16 protein-coding genes are annotated in these 17,033 nt (G+C 65.8%); 8 read left to right on the forward strand and 8 right to left on the reverse strand.

The window, feature by feature from the left end:
* Positions 1-22: 22 nt before the first annotated feature.
* Genes K7W41_RS10220 through K7W41_RS10230 form a run of 3 tightly spaced genes read left to right on the forward strand, consistent with a single transcriptional unit; the run spans position 23 to position 1,086 of the window.
* Positions 23-217 (forward strand): hypothetical protein, encoded by a 195-nt coding sequence (locus tag K7W41_RS10220; RefSeq protein WP_224607657.1) that lies wholly within the window; start codon positions 23-25, stop codon positions 215-217.
* 53 nt (positions 218-270) lie between these two features.
* On the forward strand, positions 271-462 hold the full coding sequence (locus K7W41_RS10225) for a hypothetical protein (RefSeq protein ID WP_224607660.1): 192 nt from the start codon (positions 271-273) through the stop codon (positions 460-462).
* 57 nt (positions 463-519) lie between these two features.
* Positions 520-1,086, forward strand: coding sequence for a flavoprotein (locus K7W41_RS10230; RefSeq protein WP_224607664.1), 567 nt, complete (start codon positions 520-522; stop codon positions 1,084-1,086).
* Here the strand turns inward: K7W41_RS10230 and K7W41_RS10235 are convergent.
* The 4 genes from K7W41_RS10235 to K7W41_RS10250 are packed head-to-tail and all read right to left on the reverse strand — an operon-like array spanning position 1,072 to position 6,604.
* Positions 1,072-2,298, reverse strand: coding sequence for an MFS transporter (locus K7W41_RS10235; protein ID WP_224607666.1), 1,227 nt, complete (start codon positions 2,296-2,298; stop codon positions 1,072-1,074). The genes K7W41_RS10230 and K7W41_RS10235 overlap by 15 nt on opposite strands.
* On the reverse strand, positions 2,295-2,768 hold the full coding sequence (locus K7W41_RS10240; protein WP_224607669.1) for a hypothetical protein: 474 nt from the start codon (positions 2,766-2,768) through the stop codon (positions 2,295-2,297). Before K7W41_RS10240 ends, K7W41_RS10235 begins: the two co-directional genes overlap by 4 nt.
* Positions 2,765-4,012: a M16 family metallopeptidase gene (locus tag K7W41_RS10245; protein ID WP_224607672.1), complete on the reverse strand. Its 1,248-nt coding sequence runs from the start codon at positions 4,010-4,012 to the stop codon at positions 2,765-2,767. Before K7W41_RS10245 ends, K7W41_RS10240 begins: the two co-directional genes overlap by 4 nt.
* A gap of 30 nt (positions 4,013-4,042) precedes the next feature.
* Positions 4,043-6,604 carry a hypothetical protein gene (locus K7W41_RS10250; RefSeq protein ID WP_224607675.1) on the reverse strand — a complete coding sequence of 854 codons (2,562 nt, stop codon included), beginning with the start codon at positions 6,602-6,604 and terminating at the stop codon, positions 4,043-4,045.
* Positions 6,605-7,297: 693 nt separating this feature from the next.
* Between K7W41_RS10250 and uvrA the strand changes: the two genes are divergently transcribed.
* From uvrA to K7W41_RS10270, 4 genes are all read left to right on the forward strand, one after another.
* Positions 7,298-10,396 (forward strand): excinuclease ABC subunit UvrA, encoded by a 3,099-nt coding sequence (gene uvrA, locus K7W41_RS10255; RefSeq protein WP_224607678.1) that lies wholly within the window; start codon positions 7,298-7,300, stop codon positions 10,394-10,396.
* Positions 10,393-11,091, forward strand: coding sequence for a hypothetical protein (locus K7W41_RS10260; protein WP_224607681.1), 699 nt, complete (start codon positions 10,393-10,395; stop codon positions 11,089-11,091). The genes uvrA and K7W41_RS10260 overlap by 4 nt, the downstream gene beginning before the upstream one ends.
* Positions 11,092-11,185: 94 nt before the next feature.
* Positions 11,186-11,896: a DsbA family protein gene (locus K7W41_RS10265; protein ID WP_224607684.1), complete on the forward strand. Its 711-nt coding sequence runs from the start codon at positions 11,186-11,188 to the stop codon at positions 11,894-11,896.
* 2 nt (positions 11,897-11,898) lie between these two features.
* A complete protein-coding gene (locus tag K7W41_RS10270) occupies positions 11,899-12,348 on the forward strand; it encodes a disulfide bond formation protein B (RefSeq protein WP_224607687.1) in 450 nt (149 codons plus the stop codon).
* 113 nt (positions 12,349-12,461) lie between these two features.
* On the opposite strand, the gene K7W41_RS10275 is transcribed toward K7W41_RS10270, so the two are convergent.
* The 3 genes from K7W41_RS10275 to K7W41_RS10285 form a co-directional block, all read right to left on the reverse strand.
* Entirely contained in the window at positions 12,462-13,217 is a 756-nt protein-coding gene (locus K7W41_RS10275) for an SDR family NAD(P)-dependent oxidoreductase (protein WP_224607690.1), read from the reverse strand.
* A gap of 189 nt (positions 13,218-13,406) precedes the next feature.
* Positions 13,407-14,357 (reverse strand): electron transfer flavoprotein subunit alpha/FixB family protein, encoded by a 951-nt coding sequence (locus tag K7W41_RS10280; RefSeq protein ID WP_224607693.1) that lies wholly within the window; start codon positions 14,355-14,357, stop codon positions 13,407-13,409.
* Between the two features lie 84 nt (positions 14,358-14,441).
* Positions 14,442-15,203, reverse strand: a complete 762-nt coding sequence (locus K7W41_RS10285) for an electron transfer flavoprotein subunit beta/FixA family protein (RefSeq protein ID WP_224607696.1) — start codon at positions 15,201-15,203, stop codon at positions 14,442-14,444.
* Positions 15,204-15,695: 492 nt separating this feature from the next.
* On the opposite strand from K7W41_RS10285, the gene K7W41_RS10290 reads away from it, so the two are divergent.
* Positions 15,696-16,358 (forward strand): alpha/beta hydrolase family protein, encoded by a 663-nt coding sequence (locus K7W41_RS10290; RefSeq protein WP_224607699.1) that lies wholly within the window; start codon positions 15,696-15,698, stop codon positions 16,356-16,358.
* On the opposite strand, the gene K7W41_RS10295 is transcribed toward K7W41_RS10290, so the two are convergent.
* Entirely contained in the window at positions 16,355-16,753 is a 399-nt protein-coding gene (locus K7W41_RS10295; protein ID WP_224607702.1) for a carboxymuconolactone decarboxylase family protein, read from the reverse strand. The two genes, K7W41_RS10290 and K7W41_RS10295, sit on opposite strands and share 4 nt — an antisense overlap.
* Positions 16,754-17,033: the final 280 nt, after the last annotated feature.

A 17,033-nucleotide genomic window follows, 5' to 3' on the forward strand; every position in this document is an offset into this window, starting at 1 on the left:
TGGTGCCCAGGGAGGTGAAGAGATGGCAAAGCAGCGCGAGGTGACCCCTGAAGCGCCGGTTGTCCAGGCGCGGGCGTCGGAGTCAAGTCGGTCCCCAGAGGTCCCGCTGGCCGCACCAGTGGTGCTCGAGAGCCCGGAACTGGTCAAGACGCCGGAACTCAGCGGCGCAGACGATGAGGGCATTCAGATCATTTTTGGCCCGGGTCCAGGAGGCTGAAGCGTTCCTAACCCGCACCCACCGCCCTCCCTCAGCAACAAAGGAGCATGCACATGACGAACAAAAACGTTTCCGCCAGCGACATCGAACGCACCACCGACGGCAAGCTGGTCATCAGGAACGCGGCCGTGGCCCACGGCCTGCGGGTCGAGGGCGAACAGGTCTTCGTGGATGATCCCGAACTCATTGCCAACATTGAGCAGGCACTGGAAGAGGGCAACAACACCAACAACTTTCTCTGCTAAACCCTATCCGAAAGTTCGGCTGGAAGCTTCCAGCCGAACTTTTTTTGAGGAGTGTCTATGTCTTTGACAGAGAGCCGCCCAAACGTCCTGATCGCCATGACCGGCTCTGTGGCCGTCCTGGGCATGCCGCAGCATCTTCTGGCCTTGCAGCAATTACAGTGGCGCTTCAATGTGGCCATGTCGGCGGCTGCCGAACAGTTCTTGCGCCCTTACGCAGTAGAGGTGCTCCTTGGACAACGTGTCTTTACCTGCCACTTTGAAACGCGTGATGGCGTCCGGGTCCCACACAAGGAGCTGACCAGGGGAATAGACGCCCTCTTGGTCATGCCGGCAACGGCCAACATCCTGGCCAAGGCCGCACACGGCATCTGTGATGATCTGATTTCCACCTGTATCGTTGCCTGTACGGCGCCTGTGGTGTTTGTGCCGTCCATGAACGAAACCATGTGGCTCAGCAAGGTCGTGCAGCGCAATGTGGGGACCCTGCGCGCCTTAGGGCACCACGTAATCGAGCCGGGCATGGGGTATGCGGTGGCTGATCGCCGGGTCGCGCTGGGTGCGATTCCGCCCCTTAAGGAGCTGATGGCCCAGTTGCGTGCACTGTCGATCTTACGACCGGCCTAACTCCAGGCGCGGCGCCTCTGGCTGCACCCCCTCACGAACGGGACGGCGCAGCCAGGCAAAGCTGGCCAGCGCCAGCAGCAGCGCCATGCCCACAAAAATCTGCCGCACGGACATCACCTGCAGCAGCAGGCCAGTCAGGGCGTAACCCAGGGGTTGCAGCCCCATGGCCATGGCCTGCACCACGCCCAAGACCCTCCCCATCATGGCAGCGGGGATGGCTGACTGCGCGAGGCTGAACAGCAAGGTATTCATGCTGGCCGCCGTTGCACCGAAAAGGGCCAGAGAAGCCATGGCCAGCGCCAGGTTGGGCGCCAGTCCAAGGCCAAAAGCCGCGCTGGCCATCACGCACGTGCCCAGGAACAGAGCGGGGATCGGCGCGCGGAGCCGCACGAAATTCAGAAGGCCGAACCCCAGCAGTTCTCCCGCGACATTTGCCGCATTGAGCAGGCCGTAGTGGGCCGCGCCCAGGGCCAGCGCCTTGGCATATGGAGCGAGCAGGACCGCCAGCGGGGTCATGATGAGGTTAAGGAGCATGGCCACGCCCACCAGCGACAGCAGCAACGGGCTGGCCATGACGTACCCCAAACCCTCCCGGAAACTGCGTGTTGCAGGCTGGGCCGCGTTCTGACTGGGCGCACTGGGCGGTTCCCGAAATGCCAACAGGCTCAGCGCGGCCAGGGCCAGCAGCGCCACCCCGGTCAGCAGGGCAGCAGGCACGCCGAGGAGCCCGGTCACCAGGCCCGCCACTGAAAACGAGGCGAGGCTGGAAACAGACACAGCCAAGTTCATGGAAGCGTTGGCCTGCTGGTACTTGGTTTCGGGAACGCTGAGGGGAAGCAGAGCCGCCAGCGCGGGGGTGCGCAGATTGGCCACCAGGTCACTGGTGCCCACCAGGATGAAAGCCCCCCACACCGGCAGCGTATGGGTACCAAGCAGCGCCGCCCCGGCCAGCAGCAAGCCTGCATCGAGCAGATAGGTCCGCTGAATCAGGTTCTTTTTCTGTCCGCGGTCGGCCAAGACGCCACCCCACGGGGCAACAACCATGGCCGCCAAGGCGCCGACCAGTCCCAGCGCGGCCACAGCACTGCCAGAGCCGGTGTGTTCCAGCACCCACCATAGCAGCGGCACGTTGTAGAAACCAACACTGAGGGTGGCCAGCACCCGGGTGGTGAGCAGCTGCCGAAAAGTTGGCAGGGCAATGGGATGGGTCATACGTCCTCCTGGTAGCCCACAGAGAGAAGGTTGAACCGGACGCCGGTTCCTGGCTGGCTGGCCCGTTCGAGTTCATCCAGGAGGTGCCGCGTACGCGTGAGTGCCTCGTGCATCAGCGCCGGCTCAACGGAAACCGCCACCAGTCCGCCGGCCGCTGGCAGCTGGCGCAGCGTGGCCCGGTAATAGCCGCGTTCTGTTTCTCGCAGGGCCAGGGGGAGGGCAGACTGGTCATGAATTTGAAGAGCGCCTTCAGGCAAGCGGTACCGCCGCTCCACGAAGCGGCCAGTGCGCTCTGTGCCGTCTTCAATCACCATGTTTTGGGAACACAGGCGCTGAAGGTCCTGCACAATGATCGCCAGTGGCCGTCCCAACCGGTTGGCCAGTGCGCGCGGTGTGGCGGGGCCGTCGAGCAGCGCCGAAAAGGTGCCCCAGAGGGCCGAGCTGAGCTGTAGGCTGGCGGCGTTCGTCATAGGGTCACCTCAAGCAGCTGCGTTAGTGTCTCCTCGCCGACCCCAACGCCAACCAGCGCCATGCGGTTCGGGTCAAGGAAGTGCGCCGCCATCTGAACGTCATGCGCGCTGATGTCGCGGTAGGCTCTGGCCTCTTGCGCTGGGTAGTACAGCTCGCCGGCCAGCCAGTACAGCCCCAACCGGTGTGTGAAATGTGGTCCCTCGGCTTCGGCCAGAATGCGCATGCAGAGGGCTTCGCGGGCTTCATGAACCTCCTGTGCGTCCGGAGGACGGTGATGCAGATCGTGGATCACCTTCAGGAACGAAACGTAAGCCTCAGCCAGTCGGTCGCGGGACAATTCGGCCGCCAGATGCAGGTAACCCGTCAGCCGCCAGTGCACTGACCCCCCACCTACGGCGTAGGCCAGGCCCGACTTCTCGCGCAACTGTTTAAATACCCGCGAGCGGAGCCCCAGCCCCAGCAACTGCGCCAACACCTCGGCCGCAGGTCGCTCAGCGTCGGGCAGTGCCGGTGCGGGAAAGCCCAGATACAGCGCAGCCCGTGACCCGCCGGCCTCCACAGCCACAGCTTTCGGCAGGATTTCGACGGACGGCGCCTCACTGGCCTGGGTGTGTCCCGTCCAGGTGGCCAGATGCTTATGGATGGTTTCGCCCGCTTCTGCCTTGACGCGTCCGGTCAGCACCAGCCGGACGCGGCGCGGCGAGAAAGCCTGTTTGGCGCGCTCTTTGAGTTGCGCCAGAGAAAACGCGGCGATCACGTCGGGTTGTCCCAGCACGGGCAGGCCATAAGGCGGCGCAAACAGGGCTTCTTCGAGCAGGTTCCACAGGAACTCAGGGCGGCCCCGTTTGCGTGCAATTTCGTCCATCACAATGTGCCGCTCGTGTTCCAGGGTGGCCTGTTCCAGTGGTGGCCGTTCGAGCAAGGCCCGCAGGAAGATCAGCGCCCTTTCGAGGTGTTCAGGGGCCATGGAAAAAGTCAGGCGCGTGTATTCCTTGCCGGTATAAGCGGCAAACTGACTGCCGCTGCGGGCCAAGGGTTCAAAGAGTCGGGCCAAGCGTTTAGGAAAGCGATTGACGTTAAACAGCAGATGTTCAAGCAGGTGGCAGATGCCGTTTTCTGCCGGGTCCTCGTCTTTCACGCCGTGGTCAAAGTAGAGGGCCAGGTGTACCAAATGGGCGCCGGGGCGCGGCGCGAGCAAAAAGCCCAGCCCGTTGTCCAGGTACCCCGCCGTATAGATGTCCACGCCCCGACCATAAGGCGCCCAAGGTTGACGTCAGGTTGCCGCCTGGGGCGAGAGGTGGTACTGCCGGGCCAGGAGTTTGACCTTCGTGGCGACCAGGGGACGGCGAGGGTCATGTGCCGGCAGGCGCGACAAGGCCTGCTCCCAGAGCTCCAGATCATCGTCGAGTCGCTCGGCCAGCTGAATCGTGAGACCGGCGTCGTCCTGGGCCAGGACGGCTTGGCGCAGCGCTTCGCTCAGGGTTTCGCGGGCGTCGGCGACCGCTGGCGCTTCACATCCGGGCAGCAGGACGCCCTGGTACAGCGCCAGGCTCTCGGCCACCTGGCCGCGCCGCAGCAGCTCATGGAGCTCCAGAAAATCAGCGCGCACGGGGAACGCCAAGCGGTACGGCTTGCTGGAAAACGGCACCAGAGGTTGGAGGCGCGAGAGGTGGGTTTTCAGCGTCGAGAGCTTGTCTTGATCCCCATACAGCAGCACGTGCAGCCGTTCCAGATTCAGTCCGTCAGGATGCAGCGCCAACACAGCCAGAATCTGCGCGTAACTGGGGCGGAGTTTGAGCGCCTGGCCTCGGAACCTGACTTGCTGCCCGCCCAGAAAAGTCAGTTCGAGTTCCGGGGGCGCTGGGTGGTCCTGCCGCCGCTGGTCCGGGAGCAAAGCAAACACGGCCTCAAAGGCGTCTGCAGGGCCGGCCAGCAGTCGGAGCGCACTGGGGTGCATCTCCTGAAGGCCAGGCTGCGCCCGTTGCAACGCCTCTAGCGCGCCTGCCTTGTCGTCTGTGTTTAGCCTGGCCAGCGCCAGGTACAAGCCGCTCTGGGCAACGCGGGTCGCGTAGATGGGCTGAGAAAAGGCCGCCAGCGCCTGTTCCAGGTAGGGAAGAGCCAGAGCCGGGTCGGCCAGGGCCAGGGCCATCCCTTTGGCCAGGTCCCCCTGGCGCTGATATTCAAAGTGTTCACCTCGGGTCACGGCCCATGCCTGGTCCGCTACCTTCTGGGCAAGGTCCAGGCGCCGGAGCTCCAGGAGGGTGCGCACGAGGCAACGTCCAAGCCACCCTTGCTGCAGGCGCGGCGCCTCCAGCCAATTCTGCCAATACAGCGGCAACGCCTGGTTGGCGTTGCCGGCAGCCATATGCACGTCGCCCAGGGTGGTGCGCAGTGTCCAGCGCAGGTGGGGGGAGGTATCGCCCAGGCGGGCAATGGCTTGAGACATGGTCTTTTCCAGTCCCTGCGTTTTGCCCACCAGCAAACTGGTAAACACCAGATTGTTCAGCAGATGGGTGGACCGCTGTTCGTCGTGAAGGCCGCGACGATCATATTCCTCTAGCGCGTAGTGCAGCAGGCCGTACTCGGCACTGTAGCGGCCCATGCGGCCCAGTTGCTCGCCCAGTGCAGCGGCGTTGCGCACCACCTCGTAGCCGCGCCCCGCCTGCTCAGCGGCGTGGAGCGCCTGCCGCAGGACAGTCACGCTGCGCTCGGGGTCCTGCAGCGCCAGGGCCAGGCCATACTGATAGAGCGTGAAGGGCGTCGCCCGCCCACGCGCCGCGCGCTCAGCCTCGGCCGGAAACTGTTCCAGGGGGGCAAGGACCCCCGCATAGAGCGCCCGCAGCTCTGGCGCTTCTGCCTGCGCGAGCACCTCCTCCACCTCGGCCCGCATGTCTTCGACGTGGCCGAGGCGATGGGCTGCAGACAACCGCCAGAAGAGAACCACTTCTTGCCGCCGCTCGGCAGGGGGCAACTGGGCCAGGAGGGCAGCCAGAAGGCCGTGAAGGCCCTGCTCGTGATACAGGTGCCCAGCCTGCTCAAGCAGCTTCACCGCCTGGGCTGGGGCGCAGTGAATCGCCAATTCAAAAGCGGGCCGCCACCGCTGAGCGTGGGTCAGGTGCCGCAGCAGCTCCCCCGGATTATGCTGGGGCGCGTCTTGCAAGGCCGCCTTCCAGGGCAGTGGGCGCACCGGTGGCGGCAGGCGCAGGAGGCGGTGGACCTCGGTTAAAAAGCGTTCGTAGGCGCCCTGGCTGAGGTGGAGCAAGTGGTCCACGTTCCCTGCCGCCGGTGCGCTCAGGCCGGGCGACACCTCATCCAGGAAACCTTCTTCGCTCTTGGGCGGCGAAAAAGGAGAGGGGAAAGCCGCCAGATCCACCGCTTCTTCGCGGCGCAGAGCCAGCGTGTTCTCGGCCATGACGAGAACGCCCAGTGGGACCGGCGCGGCAGGGAACGTTGTCCATACCAGCACAAGGTGGTGGACACCTTCCAGCGACAGCAGCGCTTCAGCGAAATCAGGGGCGCATTCAGCCCCGGAGAGGATCAGCAGGAGTGGGGCCAGAACACGCTGTAAACCGTGCAGTGTGGTGAGCAGCGTAGGCCAGGAGACATCTGGCCTTAAAAAGCCGTACCCAAGTGCCCGGTTGATTGCCTCTGCCAGCCGCTGACCCAGGGTGAATTCATCCCAGGAAAACGAGTCGTCGAGGTGGACCCAGACCTTACGGCGCCGCGCGTCTTGAAGTTGCCCCAGTACCTGCCACGTGCCCCATTCGGGGCCACCAACAAGAAAGACGGAATCTGAGTGGCCAAGAATCTGCTGAGTCAAACGTTGGTGCCACATGGCGGTCTCCAGCGAGAGGCAGCACCTTGTTTGTAGGTTGCCGCTCCATTTTCAGCTTAGAGGAAGATTGAGGCGTGAGGAGGAAGAGTTGTGGCAGGCTCCTGGAGCGCCAGCGTGCACGCGCCAGAGGGCGCGGGGCCTTCGCTGGGTGGCAGTGCTTGAAGGGCAGCCCACAACCGGCCCACAGAAAAAGCTTTCGCAGACGTGCGCTAACACGGCCGGTATTCAGCGAACCCGCTGATTAAGAGTCGCCAGACCGTGATACGGATTGTGGTTGAACGGTTTGTGGCACTGTTCAACCCGGGCAGAGTGAGAAGGAAAAAACGGTGGCCGCGGGAGGCGTGATCGAAGCGCTGGTTTCCCGATTCGATCACGGATTGAAGACCGTATGGGGGCGCCGTTTGCCGACGCTCTGCCCGGTGGGGCCTTGTACCCCGCCCCACCTTGTGAGAAGGGCTGTCTTAACCCCTTCTCGCACATGAGCCAACCGGAGTCTATGGACGCCGCCACGCATGCGAACAGGGGAGCGAGCGGCTCTCCTGTCGTCCCCTCTCATCTGGCCTATGGTCCCCTCCTGGCCCCACCTGCTAGACTGTCTCGTTTCAGAAGCGGAGGGGTGACCTTACGCATTCAGCAGAATCCCGGGCGGCCCAGAAAAGCCCTGCTGGCCGCACCTTTCAAGGAGTTCCCACCTTGCAGAACAACCTGATCGTTCGCGGCGCCAAGGAGCACAACCTCAAGGACATCACGGTGGAGTTGCCCCGTGACCAGTTCGTGGTGATCACCGGCGTGTCTGGCAGCGGCAAGAGCACCCTGGCCTTCGACACCATCTATGCCGAGGGCCAGCGCCGCTATGTGGAAAGCCTGTCGGCCTACGCCCGGCAGTTCCTGGGCCTGATGGAAAAGCCGGACGTGGAGAGCATCACCGGCCTGTCGCCGGCCATTTCCATTGACCAGAAAACCACCAGCCACAACCCGCGCTCCACCGTGGGCACCGTGACCGAAATTCACGACTACCTCCGGTTGCTGTACGCCCGCGTGGGCACGCCGTACTGCCCCCTCTGTGGCCGCAAGATCGAAAAGCAGAGCCCCAGCGAGATTACGGACCGCCTGCTGTCGGGCTTTGCCGACAAGCGCGCCATTCTGCTGGCCCCGGTGGTGCGCGGGCGCAAGGGCGAGTACCGCAAGCTGTTCGCCGACCTGCGCCGCGAGGGCTTTGCCCGCGTGCGGGTGGACGGCACCCTGTACGAGCTGGACGAGGCCGAGAAGCTGAAGCTGGAAAAGTTCGAGAAGCACGATGTGGACGTGGTGATTGACCGCGTGACCCTGCGCGAAGGGGACCGCCCCCGCATTGCCGAGAGCGTGGAACTGGGCCTGCGCCGGGGCGAGGGCCTGCTGCGCGTGCTGCTCCCCGATGCCGGTGAGGACGGCGGCGCCCACGAGGAACTGTATTCCGAGAAGTTCGCCTGCCCCGAACACGGCAGCGTCCTGGAAGAGCTGGAACCCCGTTCGTTCTCCTTCAACTCGCCCTACGGCGCCTGTGGCGACTGCGCGGGCCTGGGCAGCAAGCAGGAATTCAGCCCGGACCTGATCATTGACGAGAAGCTGTCCATTGCCGAGGGCGCCATTCTGCCGTGGAGCAAGAAGGGCACGGGCGGCGGCGTGTACTACTGGGACAAGCTGCAGGCCCTGGCCGAGAACATGGGCTTCAGCGTGAAAGTGCCCTGGCGTGAATTGCCCAAGGCGGCGCAGGAAGCCATTCTGCACGGCCCCGGCGCGCCCTTCGAGGTGGTGTACCGGCGCGGCGGCAAGGAAACCATGCGCTTCATGACCGAATTCGAGGGCGTGCTGGCGAACCTGGAGCGCCGCTACGCCGACACCGAATCCGAGTTCATGCGCGAGAAGCTCGAAGAGCTGATGGAACTGCGCCCCTGCCCCACCTGCGGCGGCACCCGCTACAAGCCCGAGATCCTGGGCGTGCGGGTGGGCGGCCTGAACATCTCGCAGGCCAGTGGCATGAGCGTGCTGGACGCCGACGCCTTTTTCACCGCCTTGCAGGACAAGGCCCTGAACCACGACGCCATTGCGCCCTTCCTGAAGGGCCACCTGGGCGGCACGGCCAGGGCCCACGGGCCCCTGCGCTACGAATACCAGCTCAACGACTTCGGCGCGGCGGTGGCGGCGCCCATCCTGAAGGCCATCCGTACCCGCCTGAAATTCCTGGTGGATGTGGGCCTGGACTACCTGAGCCTGGACCGCACCGCCAACACGCTGAGTGGGGGAGAGGCGCAGCGCATCCGCCTCGCCACCCAGGTGGGCAGCGGCCTGACCGGCGTGCTGTACGTGCTGGACGAACCCAGCATCGGCCTGCACCCGAAAGACAACGGCCGCCTGATCGGCACCCTGAAGAACCTGCGCGACCTGGGCAACACCCTGCTGGTCGTGGAGCACGACGAGGACACCATGATCGAGGCGGATTACCTCGTGGACATGGGGCCCGGCGCCGGGGTGCACGGCGGGCAGGTGGTGGCGGTGGGCACGCCGCAGCAGGTGAAAGAGAACCGCGAAAGCCTGACCGGCAAGTACCTGCGCGGCGAACTGAAGATTGAGGTGCCGTCACACCGCCGCCGGGGCAACGGCAAGCGCCTGAAGGTGTTTGGCGCCCGCGAACACAACCTGCAGAACGTGGACATTGATATTCCACTGGGCACCATGACGGTGGTCACCGGCCCCAGCGGCAGCGGCAAGAGCACCCTGATTCACGACATCCTGCACGCCACCCTGGCCCGTGAACTGAACGGCGCCAAGACCACGCCGGGGCGCTACGACCGCATCGAGGGCATGGACCACCTGGACAAGGTCATCGAGATTGACCAGAGCCCTATTGGCCGCACGCCTCGCAGCAACCCGGCCACTTACACTGGGGTCTTCACCGAGATCCGCGACCTGTTTACCCGCACCCCCGAAGCGCGGCGCCGGGGCTACCAGGCCGGGCGCTTCTCCTTCAACGTGAAGGGCGGGCGCTGCGAGCACTGCAAGGGCGACGGCGTCATGAAGATCGAGATGAACTTCCTGCCGGATATCTACGTGCCGTGCGAGGTCTGCAAGGGCGCGCGCTACAACCGCGAGACGCTGGAAGTGAAGTACAACGGCAAGACCATTGCCGACGTGCTGGACCTGACCGTGGAAGACGCCCAGAAGTTCTTCGAGGCCATTCCCGCCATCGAGCGCAAGATGAGCCTGCTGTGCGACGTGGGCCTGGGCTACATGCGCATTGGCCAGCCCAGCACCACCCTGTCCGGCGGTGAGGCCCAGCGCATCAAGCTGGCCAGCGAGCTGAGCAAACGCGCCACCGGCAAGACCATCTACATTCTCGACGAGCCCACCACAGGCCTGCATTTCGAGGACGTGCGCAAGCTGATGGAAGTGCTGCAGCGCCTGGTGGAGGGCGGTAACACCCTGGTCATCATTGAGCACAACCTCGACGTGATGAAGTGCGCCGACCACATCATTGACCTGGGCCCGGAAGGGGGCGTGAGGGGCGGCACCATCGTCGCTGTCGGCACGCCCGAGGAACTGGCCGCGCACCCCACCAGCCACACGGGCGAATACCTGCGCCGGGTGCCGGGGATCGAACCGGCCCAGCCGCGAACGGCAGCCGAGCCGGAAGTCAGCGCCAAACCGGCCAAACGGGCCCCCCGCAAGGTGGCTTCAGCGGCGGCCGACGACGAGGGTGAACTGGTGGCCGCCGCCCCCGAGCGCAAGACTCGTGCTAAGAAAGAAAGCGCATGACCGTTCCGCCCGACCCCCAGCCCCCCGCCGCTTCGCCGCAAGGCGAGGCCCAGCCCACGGAAACCCCGACCAGCCCGGCGCCGGCCGCCGCGCGGTCCCTGGGCCGCCCCGCCCCAGACACCGAAGCCCCCGCGCCCGTGGTCCCCGTGCTGGAGTCCCCCCAGCCGCAGGGCCCCACGCGCGGCACCACCCACGCCCTGATTCACCTGCTGGGCGGGCTGCTGGTGCTGGGGCTGCTGGCCTACTTCATGTGGACCCCGGGCGAGTGGACCACACGCCTCTTTGCCTGGGTGCTGCTGACCATCCTGGCCGATGAATTTGGCGGTTGGTACGGCTACGCGGGGCTGGCGATGGGCGCGCTGGGCTCCCTGAGCCCGGTGGCCCCCCCCGAGCAGTGGTCGGTGATTCTGCCGCTGGTGGGCGGGGCGCTGGGGGGCCTGCTGCTGCTCAAGCATTCGGGGGGGGTGTTTGTGCTGCCCTTTGCGGGGCTGCTGTTTGCCGGCACCCTGCTGGGCGCCGCCCGCCTGGGCACCAAACTGGACCCGGGCCTCACCTTGCCGGCCCGGGTGGACTTTCAGCGCACGGCGCTGGTGGCGTTGGCGCTGGGCCTGTTGGTGAGCGCCGTGCGCCAGATCATTGACTGGGTGCTGCGCGTGCGCGCGCGGCGCCGCCGGCCCGTGCCCCTGCCCGGATAATCCTGTTCTCCTGCCCGCGCCGTCCCTGACTGTTTCTGGGGACGGCGCGCACCTGTGGGCACGCCGCCCCGGGGGCAACCGGTACACTCGCGCTATGACCAGATTGCAGGGCAACAACCAGAACCGCACCTTTCTCGTGGTGGGCACCCTTGTGGCCGCCGTGCTCATTGCGCTGGCGGTCTTTGCCGTGCAGGGCAAGCCCGCCGCTGGCGCCGCCCTGAAGGCCAACTTCAACTTGGCCGGGCAGCCCTTCGTGGGCCAGGAGAACGCGCCCGTGTCTGTGGTGGTCGTTGAGGACTTCAAATGTCCGGTATGCAAGAACTTTGAAGAAACGGTGGCGCCCCAGCTGAAGGAAAAGTACGTGGATGCCGGCAAGATCAAGCAGTACAGTCTGGTCTGGCCCTTCCTGGCGGATACGCGTGGTCTGCCTACCGACGACAGCAAGCTCGCCGCTCAGGCCGCCAAGTGCGTGTACGACCAGGGCGGCAACGACGCGTTTGCCAGCTTCAAGACCATCATGTTCCGTGCCCAGGGCGACGAAAGCCAGGTCTGGGCCACCAAGACCCGCCTGAAGGACCTGGCGGCCAACGTGGAAGGACTGGATCAGGCCAAGTTCGACAGCTGCCTGGATACGGACGCCACCGCCGCGCGTGTGGACGCCGACGAGAAGCAGGTGAGTGACGCCCGCGTGAACGGCACCCCCACCATCTTCGTGAATGGCGCGCAGGTGATGACCGCCGACGGCAAGCGGGGCAGCTACGCCTTCGAGGACATCAGCCGCGCCATTGACGCCGCCAGCAAATAAAGATGACCCGCGACAACCGCCTGTATCTGGCCTGGGTGGTGGCGCTGGTTGCCACTCTGGGCAGCCTATACTTCAGCGAGATCCGGCACTTTAACCCCTGCCCTCTGTGCTGGTTTCAGCGGATTTTTATGTACCCGCTGGCCGTCATCCTGGGCGTGGCGGCCCTGGGCGGCGACCTGCGCGTGCGCCGCTACGTGCTGCCCCTGGCGGTCACCGGGCTCTTGATCGCCCTGTACCAGAACCTGGAAACCTGGGGCTTGGTGCAAGAACTTGAAGCCTGCACCGCTGACCCCGCCGCCTCGTGCGGCACCCCCTGGCCGGTGTGGGGGATGGGCTCGCCCCTGAACACCATCCTCACCATTCCCGTGCTCAGCATGATCGCCTTTACGCTGATCATCGCCCTCCTGAGCTGGAAACGAGAACCCAGGGTTACCGAACCCCCAGCTGCATAAGCCGCCGAGAGGTGCAAAGGGCCACCGCATGGGTGGCCCCTTCTGTTTGCCTCAAATCCCGCGCACCGCCACCCGCCTCCCGTCCTTTCCTCCCCCCACGTCCCACTGCCCCCCTAGACCGGCCGTCCCGCCATCATGAAGCTCGCGGTCATGCCCCCGTCCACCGTCAGCACGGCGCCCGTCACGAAGCTGGCCTCGTCGCTGCCCAGGAAGTACACCGTCTGGGCCACCTCGCGCGGCGTGCCCAGGCGGCGCAGGGCATGCAGGTCCTCGTAGTCGCGCCGGGTCTGGGCGGGGTCGGGGCTTTCCTGAATGCTCTGCAGCACGGCCTCGGTGCTGATGGCGCCGGGGGCCACCGCGTTCACCCGCAGGCCATGCGGCGCGAGGTCCAGAGCCATGGCGCGCGTCAGGTTGATCAGGCCGCCCTTGCTGGCGTTGTAGGCGGCGTTGTTCTGCTCGGCGAACAGGCCCTGCACGCTGGCCACGTTCACCACGGCGCCGCCCCGGGGCAGCAGTTCGGCCACGGCGCGGGTCAGCAGCAGCGGGGCGGTCAGGTTCACATTCAGGGTGCGGGCCCAGCCGCGCTCGCTGACCTCCAGCACGCTGCCGGGGGCGCCCTGGTAAGCAGCGTTGTTCACCAGCACCTGCACCTGCCCCAGTTCGCGCGCCGCGCGCACCACGCGCTCGCGCCCCGCCGGCGTGCTGATGTCGGCCTTCACCCGCCGCCCACCCCGCAGCGGCGGCGATGGGGTGAGATCCACGCTCAGCACGCGCCAGCCGCGTTCCAGGTACAGCTCGGCGGTGGCGCGCCCAATCCCCCGCGCCGCGCCCGTCACGATCACCCCAGGAGGAGAGGCAGAGTCACTCATGCCTCAGTGTCGGGGGCGGGCCGGGGGAGGGGGCAGAAGTTGTAAGGGTGGCTTAATGGGGGGCGAGGGGAGTGGGTAGTGGTGAGTGGGAACGGCAGGGAAGGTGGGGTGCGGGGCGCAGTGAACATAAGAAGGAGGTGGGCTGCCGGGTTTCTCCCACAGCCCACCTCCCACGACCGACAACCCGCTTTACCGCTTGCTGGCCTCAATCAACGCCGGCACGATCTCGTTGATGTCGCCCACGATGCCGTAGTCGGCCACCTTGAAGATCGGGGCTTCAGCGTCCTTGTTGATGGCGATGATGTTCTTGCTCTTGCCCATGCCGCTGAGGTGCTGCACGGCGCCGCTGACGCCCAGGGCAATGTAGGCGCCGGGCTGCACGGTCTTGCCGGTCTGGCCCACCTGCTCGGCGTAGGGGCGCCAGCCGGCGTCTACCACGGCGCGCGTGGCGCCCACGCCGGCCCCCAGGGCGTCGGCGAGGCCTTCCACATACTTGGAAAAGTTCTCGGGGCTGCCCACGCCGCGCCCGCCCGTCACGATCACGTCGGCTTCGGTCAGGGCCACGCGGCTGCTCTTTTCCACGCTCTTGCCGGTCACTTCCACACGCGGGGCGGGCAGGGTCAGTTCCACGTCGTACTGCTCGCCAGCGGCGCCAGCGGGGGCCGCCGCGGCAAAGGAACCGGGCTTGACGGTCACGACCACCACAGGGCCCTCGGCCTCCACGGTTTCGGTCACGCGGGCCAGGTAGGTGTAGCGCTGGCCCTGCAGGGCGGCGCCACTGGCTTTCAGGCTGGTCACGTCTTCCAGGTACGGGGCGTCCAGCTTCACGGCCACGCGCGGCGCGTACTCGCGGCCCGAACGGCTGCCGCCAATGATGACGGTGTGGGCTTCGCCTTCCTGGGCAATCTGGGTCGCTGCCGCCGCCCAGGTTTCCGCGTTGTAGGTGGCCAGCTGGGGCAGGTCGGCCACCAGCACCTGGTCAGCCACAGCGGCGGCCTCGGTGGCAATGGCAGAGACATTCTGGCCCAGCACCAGCACCGTGATGGGGCCCTCACGGCCCGATTCGCGCGCGGCCGTCACCATTTCCAGGGTGGCCTTGCCCAGCTTGCCAGCGGCGTGTTCAGCAACAATCAGGATCATCTGGGAACCTCCGGTTCCGTCAAAGGTCAAAGGGTTGAAGGGTCAAGAGGGGCGGCGCGCCCAACGCCAGACCGCCCAGTCTGTTTAAGCCAGCACCTTGGCTTCGTTGCGCAGCAGTTCCAGCAGCTGGGCGGCGGCGGCCTGGGGGTCCTTGCCGTCAATCATGGTGTTGCGCCGGGCGCGGGTCTGAATCTCGGCGCCCACAGTGCGCACGCGCGCCTGCAGGCCGTAGCTGGCCGCGTCGTCCTTGCGCAGCTCCTTTTTCTTGGCCTTCATGATGTTGGGCAGCGTGGGGTACCGCGGCTCGTTCAGGCCCTGCTGCGTGGTGACCACAGCGGGCAGGGTGACCCGGAAGCTCTCGTTGCCGTCGTCCACATCGTGCCGGCCGCTCAGGGTCTCGCCGTCCAGCTTCAGTTCGTTGGTCCAGGTCAGCTGGGGCCAGCCCAGGCGCTCGGCACTGGCGGCGCCCAGGGCCTGCGAGTCCCAGTCGGCTTCCTGGCCGCCCACCAGAATCAGACCCACGTTCTCGGCGTGGGCCACCTGGGCCACCACCTTGCTCAGGGTCACGGCGTCAAACTGCTCGTCGGTTTCCACGTGGATGGCGCGGTCCACGCCCATCGCCAGGGCGGTGCGCAGGGCGTCCTCGTTGCGCTTGGGGCCAATGGCCAGGGCAATAATCTGCTCCACGCTGGCGCCGCTTTCGCGCAGGCGCAGGGCCTCTTCTACGCCGTATTCGTCCATGCCGTCCACCACCAGGGTGGTGCCGTCCAGGTCAACAGCCTGCTGGCTGATCTTCACGCGCGCTTCGGCGTCGGGCACTTGGCGAACAAGGGTCAGGATATTCATGCAGCCTCCGAAATAAAGGTTGGGGAAGGTGATGCTGGCGTGCCCAGCATGACAAATTAGACTCAGTTCAAGTTTAGCAGTTCATGCCAACCCTGACCAGTGTGCCCGAAGACAGAACGGGACGCAGCCGGTGGCGTCCCCGCCGCGCAGACGGAGGAAGGGGAAGGGCAGTGGTGAACCGTGCAAAGCATGGGTGGACATGGGGTGTTGGCAGGGGAACCTGTCGTGGTCTCCCACTTCCAGTTGCCAGAGCACTTGCCGCTGCTCTGCACCCGCCACGACGTGCCAATGAGAGGGATGCCCGTTATTCCCTCTCCGCTGGACCGGCTCAATCAGAAGGAGAGGAGGCCAGGGCTGCGCGCCCAAACGCGTTTTACCGCCCTCTTCAAGCCTTGGGTGTATCCAGAGCCAACCTTTAGGCAGCGCCAGTTCTTAATGCCGCATCAACTCCCTCACGGAAGCTTCTCATGTTTACCCCCGAGGCTACTTCTCATGAAGATGCTTCTCCCCGCGACCCTCCTGACCCTCGTTGCCGGCACCGCTGGCGCCCAGTCCCTCAGCGGCGTTGAGCTTGGCCTGACGGGCGGCTACGCTGGCGGCCTCAGCGGCGAGTTCTTTGTGCATGCCCCCAACGTGGTGGGCCCCATCGGCGTGAAGGCGGGCGTGGCCTACACCCGCGCTGCGGACGCGATCAATGACAGCAGCGATCTGGGCGTCGGGCCCTTCAGCTCTTACAAGGCTGCTGGCGCCACGGAGAATGGCAGCCACACTGTCGCCAGCCTGGACGGCACCTACAACGTGGGTGAACTGGCCCCCGGCGTCAGCACCGCCCTGTACGCCGGCGCCCGTTACGGCATGTTCCGCAGCACCGAGGACTACGGCGCGACCGGCAACACCACCTACAGCAGCAACGCCTTTGGTCTGGGTGCGGGCGTGATGCTCAGCTACGCCCTGACCGGCAACCTGAGCCTCGTGGGTGACGTGGGCGTGGATACGTTCTTCAAGTCCACCATCAACGCCACGACCACCAGTGGCAGCGGCAGCACGAACACCACCATCAACCAGGGCGACGCGCTGTACAACACCATTGACAACCGTTTCGTGCGCCCCGGCACCGTGTTCAAGGCGCGCATCGGCATCAAGACCACGTTCTAAACCTCGCTTCCCAGGCCGGCCTCCTGTGTGGGGCCGGTTTTTTTGGTGCTCTCCAGATGCTGGCGTAGCAGCTCAAAGGCGGCCACCACGCGGGGGAACCCCAGGTAAGGCGCGCACATCAGCAGGGCGCCGCGCACCTCGGCTTCGGTGGCGCCCGCGTTCAGCGCCCCGCGCAGGTGGGTGCGCAGTTCGGGCGGGCTGCCCAGCGAGACCAGCAGCGCGCAGGCAATCAGTTCCTTGGTCTTCAGATCCAGCCCGGGGCGGTCATACACCGTGTCGTAGGCGTAGCTCTGGATGTCGTGGGCCAGATCGGGGTCCAGGTCGTGCAGGCGCGCCAGGATGCGGTCCTGCTGGGCGCCGAAAATGATGTCGCGGGCGTGGGGGGTGTCGCTCATGGGCCCACGGTAGCGAGGTCGGGGGCACGAAAGAAGCCCGTAACACCCCGCGCGCTACAGTTCTCGCGGAGAGCCGTCCTTTTCGTTCAGGTCCTGGCGCTGCCCCCCGATTCGCAGGTGTGGCGCAGATGTGAACGGATCGTAAGGTTTCCCCTGCCTGACACGCCAGCGCGGCGATAGTCTACCCTCAAGGTGGTTCACCGCCATGTTCACTGTCCGGGCGCTGCCGTCCTGCTGCACCCTGCCGCCGCTTTTTCGCGCCCTCGCGCTTGCTCTGGGG

This window comes from Deinococcus multiflagellatus (genome assembly GCF_020166415.1).
GTDB lineage: Bacteria > Deinococcota > Deinococci > Deinococcales > Deinococcaceae > Deinococcus > Deinococcus multiflagellatus.